Raw genomic sequence first — 12,433 nt, 5'->3', positions numbered from 1 at the left:
CTTTCAAGGGCTATAGACACACTTCTCTATCCTATAGATACACCTTTAATCATCATAATCACATCCATCATCTATAGTATATTTTTTCTAAAACATATATAAAATACATTTTAAACATTGCTTGTGGTATATAAAAATCCCCATAACCTTAGAGCAATAGCTCCAAAACTATAGGGTTACTTTGAAAAACATCCTAGTCTTTATTAATTGTTAAAATTTTGCATCCCAAACTATACTTCTATATTTATCTGGATCGGTATCTCCTTCTGTACTTATAAGTAAAACTCTTGAGTTTTCATCTAATTTCAAATCTTTCCTTAGAGTTTCTAGATTATCATTTTGCATTATTTCAAATAATAATCCTGCTGTTACTGCCCCTGATTCTCCAGATATAATTCTAGTATCATTGCCGCACGGATTTCCAAGTACTCTCATACCCTTTGCAGATACCCAGTCTGGAGCTGATACAAAAGCATATGAATAATTTTTTAGTATTTCAAAACCTATAGTATTAGGCTCTCCACATGCCAGTCCGGCCATTATAGTAGGCATATCTCCCCCAACAAACCTTGGCTTTCCATCTCCTGATTGTGCAGATTTGTAATAACAGTCTGCTTGATCAGCTTCAACAACAACTGTTATTGGACACTCATCATAAACTGAAGCAATATATCCTTGTATAGCACCGGCTAAAGAACCTACTCCTGCTTGAACAAACACATGTGTTGGTCTATCAACTCCATAATTCTTTAACTGGTCCACTGCTTCTTTAGCCATAGTTCCATATCCTTGCATTATCCATGCTGGTATTTCTTCGTATCCCTCCCAAGCTGTATCTTGAATTATAACCCCATTACACTCATTTGCATGATCAGTAGCAAGTCTTACCGCATCATCATAATTCAAATCTGTTATGCTCGCATCTGCTCCTTCATTTCTTATACTATTTAATCTATACTCCGATGATCCTTTAGGCATATATACCATAGAGCTTTGGCCTAACTTACTAGCCGTCCATGCCACTCCTCTACCATGATTACCGTCAGTCGCTGTAAAGAATGTAATTTTGCCTAATTTATCTTTAACTTCACTTGAAGTTAGCTTATCATATCCCAATTCAGATATATCACTATCAAATTTTTTAGCCAAGTATCTTCCTATTGCATAAGACCCACCTAAGACTTTGAATGCATTCAGTCCAAATCTATGTGATTCATCCTTTACATAAATACCACCTATTCCTAAACTACTTGCTAGATTATCTAGACTTATTAATGGTGTCTTTTTATATTGTGGAAAAGTCCTGTGAAAATTATTAGCTTTACTTATTTCGTATTCACTTAGAAATTTTATACTTTGCTCTTTATTACCCTTTGGCAAATTATTTAATTTATACTTAACTTCGCTTGTCACAGTATGTACCTCCATTTTAAATATTATAATTATATTTATTTTTACACCACTTTAGAAGTAATATAGAGTATTTTATTAAGTGTTGCATTTAATTATACAATCTAAGTATTAAAAAAGAGATGTTAGGTACTATCATCAAGTTGGTTATTTAAGTTTAAGCCACCTATATTATAAACCTCTCATCTATTTTTTAATACAATCACATCATCAAACCCTTGAAATTTCAAGGGTTTGAGTGTTTTAATCGAGTTATATTTTAATAGATGTTTCTTTGTAATATGGGTTTAAATTTTAATTATTTAACTATAGACCAATTTTCTAGTCTATCTAAACGAAATTCTGTATTTTCAGATCTTTTCACAACATAGTCAGCTTTTTCTTTTTGTGTCTTAGTTTCTTTTTTGTTTATTATTTCAAAGTTTGTTATACATGATATTATATAATCTCCATTTGAGTCCATTTTCATTTCATTTATTTTATAGTCTACAAGTTTAACCGTTATTCCTTTTTTGTGATACTTCGGTATATTTTTTTCATAACTTTTATGACTTTCCCCATCAGAAGTAACATATGGATACATCAAACTAGGATTTCCTTCTTTTACAGCTTTTTCATAATCAACAAACATATACTTTAAGAAATTTTCTACATTATATTCACTTTCTGTGTAAGCAAATACATCCTTATCTAATTGTTCTTTTGTATTTCCTCTTAATATAGAATCCACATAAAGTACAGGTCCTCCACAACTATCTATTGTTACTTGAATAGCATCGTTTAATATCTCATTTACTTTATCGTTTAAAGCTTCAGCCCCATTTTCATCTAAATATTTTGTGGTTGCTTCTGGAATATTTGCTTCGCCTATCGTTTGGTAATCTGAAAAATATTTTCCAAGGTTAGATTCTGAGTTTGCATCTTCATATGGTATTAAAACTCCACCGACAGGACAAATATAAACACTATAGTCCTTTTTATTAACTGCATAATTAAAGTCTGCTAAATCACCATTTGTACTGCTTACATTAAATATATAATAATTTTCTTTCACCCTCGGATCAGTTATATAGCTATCCCCTTGATTTTGTTCAAATATAGTATTCGCTCTACTATCATTTGTTACTTTGTACAAAGTATCTATTGCTTTTTGTATTTTAGAATTATTTTCATCATCGTTTGATATATTCTCTGAATTTGTATCTACTATAGATGTGTTGTCATTACTTGTTTTATTTTCATCACTTATATTATCTTCGGTTGTTTTGTTTATATTTTTATTTAAATAAACAGCTATTAATCCTACTATAATCAATATACTAGCTACCACTATAATTAATTTTCTAGATTTTCTTTTAGAATTTTTAACTTTAAGATCACTATTTACTAGATTCATAAAATCTTCAATAGTCTGTGGTCTATTCTCTGGTCTAAAATCTGTAGCTTCCATTATAGCATTATTTAATTCATCAGATACATCAACAAAATCTCTTAAGTCTTCAAATTTAAAATCTTTTATTTTTGGCTTTCTTCCGATTAATAGACTATGTGTTAATGCCCCCAATGAGTATATATCTGATCTTTCATCTGATTGTCCTGTTCCATATTGCTCTGGAGGTGAAAATCCTTGTGATACATAATAAGTAGTATCCTCAGATTTATCATCTTTAAATGTTCTTGCTATACCAAAATCTATTAACTTAATTTCATTATCTTTTGTTATCATAACATTTGAAGGTTTCAAATCTCTAAATATAATCTTAGGGTCTCTTGAGTGAAGATACTTTAAAACATCTGCTATTTGATTAATCCAATCTCTAACCTCATCTTCTGGAATCTTACCTCTATGCCTTATCACTTGATCTAAGGTTTCGCCCTCAATTAAATCCATTACTATATAGCACTTATTATTATTCAATGAAAAAAAGTCCGTTACTCTAGGTATAGAATTATGTCTAAGGCTTATTAGTGTACCTGCTTCATTTTCAAAATTTTGTATTACCTTTTCTATTCGTCCATCCTCTATATTTCCCAGACTCATCTCTTTAATGGCTACAGGAGTACTTCTTAGTCTCATATCAAGTGCTTTATATACAGCACCCATTCCACCTTTTCCTATAGTTGCTACTATCTTATATCTTTGATTTAGTATAATATTTTTAGGTATTTTACCTGTGTTAGTAGCTACATACTCGGTTTCTTCTCCTCCTATATATTCAGTTTCAACATTATCTTTATAATAAAACTCACTATTATTGTTTTTATGTGTAAAATTCTTTGTCATCTTCCTCTTTACTCCTAATTTATATATATGATTTTTACTGTTTCAATTCCTTTTCCTATAACTATTTCATCATTATTTCTTAGTAAATTTCTTTCTCTAGCTGATAATTTTATATCATTTAAATATGTACCAAACTTACTATCTAAATCAACTATATAAACATATTTATCTATAACTTCTATTAAACAATGTCTTCTGCTTATAGATCTATGAGTTAGTTGAATATCATTAGTTGCTAATCTACCTATAAATATTCTTGTACCACAAATCTCTATTTTTTGATTTTCTCCAATTATTTGAAGATATCCTAGACTACACTCTGTTTTCATATTATTTATCCTTAAATCCATTATTTTAGGTTCTATATATATCATTACTTAAAGTATCTATTTTATTTTTAACAGGTATAAGAGTTTGTGCATCTAAATTTCATTGCCATCCTAATTCCATAAACTTTCATTTAATAATCTCTCATACTTACCTTTTGATTTTATCATACTTAATGTTGTTTTATATACAATTTTTTGAATTTACATATAGGTGTTCATGATAATCTAATTTAATTATCGGATTTTTGGAAAAATATACATTTTATTTTACAAAGCTCGTATACACAGGTATCGTTCTGAGGTACTTTAGTGATTCAGTTGATATTAAAACTAGTTTTCCTCTTCGATATAGTTATATTAAATATATTGATATATACTATCTAATGATGTAAAATTTATATGTCAAAATTTATAGATGGAGAAAAAGATGAACGAAAATATTTATGAACAAATAGCAATAAAAGAAGAAATTCAAAGGAAAAATTCCTTTGTAGAGTTTTTAAAGAAAGAGTGTGTACTACTTATATCAGTATTACTAGCTTTTGGTAGTTGCTTTATTTCAACACCAAGGTTATCCTATATTGACTTTAAGGTACTTATATTATTATTTAATCTTATGATAGTAGTAGCTGCTTTTAATGAGCTTAAAGTTTTAGATAGCATTGCTGTTGGGTTATTAAGAAAATGTAGCTCATATACTTCAATAGCTGTTGCATTAGTTTTTATAACTTTTGTATCTGCTATGATAGTTACCAATGATGTTGCTCTTATAACTTTCGTACCACTTAGTATAGTAATTTCCAAAAAGGCTAATATTGATATTTTAAAAATAGTAATATTTCAAACACTTGCAGCAAATCTTGGGAGTAGCTTTACACCTATGGGTAATCCTCAAAACTTATTTATATATTCATTTTATAATTTAAATGCTATAGATTTCTTTAAGATAACAGCGCCAGTACTTTTGTTATCTATAGCACTTTTATTATTTTTGATATTCAAGGATAAAAAGATGAACTTAAGTATTGATTTAGATAATATTGAGGTTGGAAATAGAAGTCATGTACTTATATTTACATGTTTATTTTTTATAATTTTATTATCTGTTTTTCATATAGTAGATTATAAGCTTACTTTTTTAGTTACTGTTATAGTAGTTTTACTTCTAAATAAGAAATTATTCGTACAAGTTGATTTTTCTTTATTAGTTACATTTATAGGATTTTTTATATTTGTAGGAAATATGTCTACCTTAGAAAGCGTAAAAATGTTTATGGCAGGTATTTTAGGCAGTGGTAAATCTACTTTTATATCTTCTATTTTATCAAGTCAGGTAATTAGTAATGTTCCTGCTACTATGCTTTTATCTGGGTTTACTGACCACTTTAAGGAACTACTGCTAGGTGTAAATATTGGTGGTATGGGTACTTTGATAGCATCTCTTGCTAGTGTTATTTCTTATAAAATTTATACTACTGAGTTTGAAGGCGTTAATAATAAGTATATTAAAGTATTTACTTTTTATAATATCTTAGGACTTGTTGTTATAACCCCTTTGGTATACTTATTTATAATATAATTTAAAATATGACGTTAGTGTATATGTCTATACATGAATAATCAAATTTCATATCCATCCCCCCTTGTATAATATATCTTAGCCGTCCATGCCACTCCTCTACCATGATTACCGTTTATTGTAACATATAGAAATACCCTTTCTATAGTTTTTTGATTTTGAGTTTGCAAACTTATTAAATCCTAAATCCTAAAGAAAGGGTATTATTTTTTTATTTCATTTTTTCTAATTCTATCTTGGTATCTATTAATAGCTTTTCAAAGAATGATTCCAAGCACTTAAAGTCTGGTCTAATATTTCTATTCACATCTGAATAATTAGATAATACTAAAGCATTTCTAAAATATAGTGAATTTTCTTTGAACAAGTCATTATTAACGTTATATCCTAAACTTCTTAGATACTTTATAATAAACACCGCTGTTGTTCTTGTATTGCCTTCACAAAATGGATGTACTTGCCATATTGAAGATGTAAACCTAGCTAATCTACTTGCTGATACTTTAGCACTTTTTTTACTTTCCTCTTCAAAATCATAAGCTATTATATCCATTAAATCGTTGTAATCTCCATATATTACACTATCTCCACCAAGTATAGGCTCTTTTTTACTTATATTATAATCTCTAAATTCCCCAACATATTTTTCTAGTTCACCTTTGAATAAATCTTTAAATAAAGCCCTATGTATACTTTTTAAAGTTATCGGACTAAATTTAAAACTTCCGCTTTCTAGTAGTTGAACTATTCGTACTGATACTAAATCACATTCTTCAGTCTGTGTAATTGCTTCATCATTAGGATCAAGTTTTTTGTAGTAAGAGTAAAGAGCATTTTCCACTTCTTTATATGTTTTTTTACCTTCGATGGAATCTTGCATTAATTGTATAAGATATTTTGAAGGCTTTAAATTATCTACTTCATTTAATCCTATTGCAACTTCCCAGTTGTTTTTCTTTTCTTTTGCATCTATTCGATTTTCAGTTAGTTTTGTGTATGATGACTTTTTATACATTTCAACCTCCATACTTATAATTAATTTCTTGGTACTATCATCAAGTTGGTTATTTAAGTTTAAGCCACCTATATTATAAACCTCTCATGTATTTTATAATACAATTTTATCATAAAAGCATTGAAATTTCAAGGGTTTGAGTGTTTTGACTGAGTTATATTTTAATAGATGTTTCTATTTTTATATTATTAGATGTTATATATGCTGAATCAGCATCTTTTAACTTAACTTCACTTATCACAATATGTACCTACATTTTAAATATTATAATTATATTTACACCACTTTAGAAGTAATGTAGAGTATTTACTCATAATAAGTCCTCCTTATATTTTCTAACATATATAAAGAGGTTTAAACATTTAGCAAGTATCATCTTATTTCAGCAATTATATCTTCACTAAAGATTCTTTTATCTATTTTATCAAATATTTTATTATAGACTTTACTGTATATAACTCCTATTATATTATTAACTATACGTATAACTATGGCCCAACCTAATCCAAATACAGGAACTGCTGCTGTTAGTGCGCCAAAGCAATTGAATGAAGTTTGCCATGGATACGTTCCTGAGAATCCTACCATAAGTCCACCTAATATACCAGCATAATCTCTGTATTCTTGTGGTAAAACTAAATATATTACTACATACATTAAACATCCTATAATTACGAATGGATATCTCTTTTTTACACGGTATTCAACTTTTTCTTTATCTGGTTGAAGTACTGACATGCATGCAAATCCAATCCACATAACACGTGGTAAATTTAGAAGCTCTCCCATTAAAATAGCTATAGTTATTCCTAATACAAGTTTTAATTGCCACTTAGTGCGTGGTGTAGCAAAATCTATGTCTTTAATTATATCAGTGAAATCATTTTCAAAATTAACTTTTCTATGCTTATAATAAAAGATTCCTGCAACTATTATTCCACCTAAAATCAATGCAAATACTCTATTTACATATTCATTTACATCATTAACCTCATATCCATATAAAAGTAAGTATGATAATATAAATGTTGATTGATTAGATAAAACTACGTTATGACAAGATAAAATTACAATTGCCATCATTGAAATAAAGTTTATTATACTACCTACTACTGGATGAACTATGGTTGCTACATATGGTGAAACAATAAATATGGCAAATATACCTAATATAGTAATAGCCGATTGTCCAGTTTTGAAATCCAAGTTTGCAAATCTAAATGTCATTAATGCTATAACTGTTACTACACCTACAATACTGTTATCAATACCAAATATATTATTAAAAAAAGTTACTATAATCATACAAAACAAAAGACATAAAAAATTCTTAACTATAAGAGCTGTTATATATTTTTTCTTTAACTTATCATCTTCAGTTGCTTTAATTAATGGTTTAAGATTGCATGCTCCTAATTGCATTAGTTCATAAAAACTCATTATTGTATCTCCTCCCCATGTTCATTCATTTTTATATTTGCTTCTTCTATACATTCCATCAACTGGAAAAAGTCCTTTTCACCTAATTTTCTGCGAAGCTCATATATTGGTCCTAAATAATGTTTATATATATTCCTTAATTGTTCTTCTCCCAATTCTGTTATAGAAACAAAATAACTCCTCTTATCATTTTCATCCTTAGTTTTAATTAAATAACCTTTATTATTTAATTGGTCTATTATTCTGCTTATTATTGTCTTATTTACTTTCATAAGCTTACTAAGAGCCATTGGAGTCATTTTTTCATTACTAACTGCCAGTTGAGATAATAAATCTAAGTGTTCTGCTGGTATTTGATATTCTTTAGTGGCACGACGTATCATTCCTCTACTAAAATATCTTATACTCTGCATTCTTTCTAACATATAAATCCAATTTAAATCTTTCACTATTATTACCACACTTTCCAAATTGATTAACTGTATAAAATTATTAAAAAATACCGAACTTATTTAATATAGTTTACTTTGTTAACTATATTTTACTCCTATCTTTATCATTCGTCAAATGATACTTTAAAATATATTAAAACGCATTAATAATCTTATACTCACTAAAAAATATACAAAAAATCCCTACAAACCTAAGTTTGAGGGAACACAAAACACACTTCAATATTTACTTAAAAACCTTCAAACTCTATTTCTTTAGAGTTTTCCCTTCATTTTTTTACACTTATACATACAAGCTGAAGTTATTTATTCATAAGGCTTTCTATTTAATCATCAATCATGTTTTATTAGATTATATTTTATTTTTTTGGGTATATACTTACTAACTTTAATTTTGGAGGCTCTAATCATGAAATTTAACTACAACTTAGAATTAAGTAATATTCTTGAGAACATATATAAAGAAATGATATATAAAATAGCTATTAATAATATAAATATAGATTTTACAAAGGATAATTTAGATGTACTTATAAAATTACTTGTACATGAGGATGTTTATTTAGGAAATGATATGGATGATTTTATTATAAGTTACGTACCTGCTGGACATGATGGTAATCTATTTAGATGTGCTATAGCTAAACATCATCATACTCTTCATCCAAGATTTGAAAATTATAAAGGGGAGCCTATTGTAGATTCTACCTATAATAAATTTTCACTTTTATTATGGGAAGGACATATGAATACTTTTCTAATATCTGATTTACAGAATTTATTTAGTCAAAGCGGGTTTATTTCTTTTGTTAATACTAAATTAGATTCAAACATTGAAGAGATAATTTATCGTATAAATGAATATAAATCTAAAACTATAACTATAAATTTTGATAAAAAACAATACTTATTAAATGTTGTAAAAAATATGATTGTAAGAAATGAACTTGATTTTGATTATGCTTATATGTTAGTTGATATGGATAAACTTAGGGATTATATGACTAAAATGTCCGCAGCATTCCATATATATGATGAATATGATAAATTAGAAGATGATACTAGATATTGTTTAGATAATTTTTGTAAATATAATGCTTTCGAATTATATGACTTCTTAGTAAACATACAAGGATTTAAATTGTTAAATGAAGGTTGCTTAATCAAGAAATAACAAAAAAATGGATCACCTTTATATTTTTTTATTGACTTGCAATTTTTAATACACTATACTATTACTAAATTAAAGAAAAAGCAAATATTAAATCTTATCTTTGTTTTTTCTATAAAGAATATTATTAATTATAAAATAGAACTGGAGGGTAATTATGAATACTTTAATAAACAAACAAGCACGATTTAGTTTTTATAGCCAATTTATATAGGGTTTGTACCAAGTTATAAATTTGATTAATTTTAACATGGATACAAGCCCCTTATGACTTACTGATAATTTGGGATTGTATCTGTGTTGGCTATATTGTTTATAATGTTATTCATTATTATCATTTATAAAGTCACACGGATTATACTGTGTGGCTTTTTTATATCCAAATATAAGGCCACATGGATTATACTGTGTGGTTTTTATATACAAATATAAAACCACATGGATTATACTGTGTGGTCTTTTTATATCCAAATATAAACCACATGGACTATACCGTGTGGTTTTTTTATACAAAATAAATTTTTAAAGGAGTGTTTTTTATGACAGGAATTGTATCTGTAGTAACACAAAGTTTAATTTTATCGATTATGGTGTTAGGTATTTATATCAGCTATAAAATCTTGGATTTCCCAGACTTATCTGTTGATGGAAGTTTCTCATTAGGTGGGGCTATTATTGCTTTATCTTTAACTAATGGTCTCTCTCCAATAGTAGGAACTTTATTAGCTGTGATATGTGGTTTAATTTCTGGTCTTATTACTGGTATTTTACATATCAAACTTAAAATTTCTAACTTACTTTCAGGAATTTTAGTTATGGGTATGCTTTACTCTATTAACCTGGGGATAATGGGAAAATCAAATATTCCATTATTTACCTGCAATCACTTATTTAATATGCGTATTTCTCCAATGATACTAGCTATAATAGTTGTATTATCTTGCAAGTTTATTTTAGATTTATTCTTAACTACTGGTCTTGGTCCTAATACGATTTTAAAAGATCTTTCACTGACTATTTTAAATTTTAAGGCTTAATTTATAGCTTAATTAATATATATGAAAATAAAATTTAGGAGGATTATATTATGATAATAAAAAATAAGTTAATGAATTTAATTTTGGTAGGAGCAGTTGGAGTATCTTTACTTACAGGTTGTTCTAATGATAATAATAATGTTAAATCATCTGATTCAAATAAGAATATCAAAACAATAGGTATTACTCAGTTAGTAGAACACCCATCTTTAGATAAATCAAGAGAGGGATTCATAAAAGCGCTAGAAGATAACGGATATAAAGATGGAGAAAATATAAAAATCGATTACCAAAATGCTCAAAATGATATGCCTACAACTCAAACGATTGCAAATAAGTTTGTATCTGATAAAAAGGATTTAATATTTGCTATATCAACTCCATCAGCTCAAGCAGCTTATAATGCTACTAAAGATATACCTATTTTAATGACTGCTGTTACTGATCCAGTTGCTGCTGGTCTAGTAAAATCTATAGATAAACCTGAAGGAAATGTATCAGGTACATCAGATTACATATCTATAGATAAAAATCTAGAATTAATTAAAACATTTATCCCAAATACCAAAACTATAGGTGTTTTATATAATACTAGTGAAGTAAATTCAAAGGTACAGGTTGATATGCTAAAGGAGTATGCATCTAAGAATAATTATAAAGTTATAGAAAAAGGTGTTTCCTCTTCAAATGAAGTTAATCAAGCGATGTCTAGTTTAGTAGGTAATATAGATGTTTTATATGTTCCAACAGATAACTTAATTGTTTCTTCTATGCCAATAGTTTCTAAAATCGCTACTGATAATAAAGTAGCCGTAATATCTTCTGAAGAGGGTTCTGTCAAATCTGGTGCACTTGTATGTCAAGGTATAGACTATGAAAAATTAGGCTATAAAACTGGAGAACTTGCTGTTAAAGTTTTAAATGGTGAGAAAGTATCTGATATTCCTGTAACTATGTTAGATGAAACTCAAATAATAGTTAATGAAGACACTTTAAAATCTCTTTCTATGAAAAAAATTGTTGATAAAAATATAGTATATATTAAGACTTCTAAAAATTAATTATTCTTATATCATCCAACAATTTCAAATATTTTAAATAAGAAAAATATAAAAATACACATCAATTAAATAATTGATGTGTATTTTTGAGTACTCCCTATATCGCTACTGCAGTGTGAGTCTGACCCTAAGATAATAGGAATATTATATTTTTTTATTAAATCTAATAAATGATCATGTATATATGGTTCTTTACAGTCTTTATTTCTCATGCCCGATACATTAAAATCAACTTCATATTTATTTTTATTTATTAGCATTACTACTTCTTCTAATAGTTCATTTCCTTTATAGTCATATGGAAAAACTTTGTTATACTTTCTTACTAAATTTAAATGTCCTATCCTCTTAGGTTTATATTCACCTAAGTCGCTGTTTATAGCTAATTTTAAAGTCTCATAATATTTATTGTAAACATCTTTTATACTTCCTAATGAGTTAATTATTTTTCCAAATTCTGATGGACTATAATCCATACAACAATATTTATCTTTAATTTTCAGCATATGAACTGATAGTATTGAATCTTCTATATATTTTCCATATTTATTTAACATCTGCTTTATTTCATTTTCATAACCTTCTATATAATCTACTTCTACCCCTGCATTTATCTTTATTTTATTTTTATATTTATCTTTTAGTATATATATTT

At 27.4% G+C, this 12,433-nt stretch carries 11 protein-coding genes; 4 read left to right on the top strand and 7 right to left on the bottom strand.

The annotated features are described in order from the left end of the window. Window positions 1-210 precede the first annotated feature (210 nt). From dpaL to AC11VW_RS02730, 3 genes are all read right to left on the bottom strand, one after another. Entirely contained in the window at window positions 211-1,413 is a 1,203-nt protein-coding gene (gene dpaL, locus AC11VW_RS02740; RefSeq protein WP_484299859.1) for a diaminopropionate ammonia-lyase, read from the bottom strand. Window positions 1,414-1,708: 295 nt separating this feature from the next. Beyond that, window positions 1,709-3,694, bottom strand: coding sequence for a serine/threonine-protein kinase (locus tag AC11VW_RS02735; protein ID WP_484299858.1), 1,986 nt, complete (start codon window positions 3,692-3,694; stop codon window positions 1,709-1,711). Between the two features lie 14 nt (window positions 3,695-3,708). Continuing rightward, window positions 3,709-4,023, bottom strand: coding sequence for an FHA domain-containing protein (locus AC11VW_RS02730; protein ID WP_484299857.1), 315 nt, complete (start codon window positions 4,021-4,023; stop codon window positions 3,709-3,711). A 427-nt stretch (window positions 4,024-4,450) separates the two neighbouring features. Between AC11VW_RS02730 and AC11VW_RS02725 the strand changes: the two genes are divergently transcribed. Further along, window positions 4,451-5,602, top strand: coding sequence for an SLC13 family permease (locus AC11VW_RS02725; protein WP_484299856.1), 1,152 nt, complete (start codon window positions 4,451-4,453; stop codon window positions 5,600-5,602). Window positions 5,603-5,813: 211 nt separating this feature from the next. Here AC11VW_RS02725 and AC11VW_RS02720 read toward each other — a convergent pair whose 3' ends face one another. From AC11VW_RS02720 to AC11VW_RS02710, 3 genes are all read right to left on the bottom strand, one after another. After that, window positions 5,814-6,617: a Fic family protein gene (locus tag AC11VW_RS02720; RefSeq protein WP_484299855.1), complete on the bottom strand. Its 804-nt coding sequence runs from the start codon at window positions 6,615-6,617 to the stop codon at window positions 5,814-5,816. A 372-nt stretch (window positions 6,618-6,989) separates the two neighbouring features. Further along, window positions 6,990-8,057, bottom strand: a complete 1,068-nt coding sequence (locus AC11VW_RS02715; RefSeq protein ID WP_484299854.1) for an FUSC family protein — start codon at window positions 8,055-8,057, stop codon at window positions 6,990-6,992. Further along, a complete protein-coding gene (locus AC11VW_RS02710; protein WP_484299853.1) occupies window positions 8,057-8,506 on the bottom strand; it encodes a MarR family winged helix-turn-helix transcriptional regulator in 450 nt (149 codons plus the stop codon). Before AC11VW_RS02710 ends, AC11VW_RS02715 begins: the two co-directional genes overlap by 1 nt. A 412-nt stretch (window positions 8,507-8,918) precedes the next feature. On the opposite strand from AC11VW_RS02710, the gene AC11VW_RS02705 reads away from it, so the two are divergent. The 3 genes from AC11VW_RS02705 (at window position 8,919) to AC11VW_RS02695 (ending at window position 11,778) form a co-directional block, all read left to right on the top strand. Next, a complete protein-coding gene (locus AC11VW_RS02705; RefSeq protein WP_484299852.1) occupies window positions 8,919-9,683 on the top strand; it encodes a hypothetical protein in 765 nt (254 codons plus the stop codon). Window positions 9,684-10,219: 536 nt separating this feature from the next. Further along, entirely contained in the window at window positions 10,220-10,717 is a 498-nt protein-coding gene (locus tag AC11VW_RS02700) for an ABC transporter permease subunit (RefSeq protein ID WP_484299851.1), read from the top strand. A gap of 50 nt (window positions 10,718-10,767) precedes the next feature. Next, window positions 10,768-11,778 carry an ABC transporter substrate-binding protein gene (locus AC11VW_RS02695; RefSeq protein ID WP_484299850.1) on the top strand — a complete coding sequence of 337 codons (1,011 nt, stop codon included), beginning with the start codon at window positions 10,768-10,770 and terminating at the stop codon, window positions 11,776-11,778. Window positions 11,779-11,843: 65 nt separating this feature from the next. Here the strand turns inward: AC11VW_RS02695 and hisJ are convergent. Continuing rightward, on the bottom strand, window positions 11,844-12,433 hold a 590-nt coding region (hisJ, locus tag AC11VW_RS02690; protein WP_484299849.1), incomplete at its 5' end, for a histidinol-phosphatase HisJ.

This window comes from Romboutsia sp. (assembly GCF_056995035.1).
Note: the sequence above shows the minus strand (reverse complement) of the source record. Positions and strands in the feature narration are given on the sequence as shown.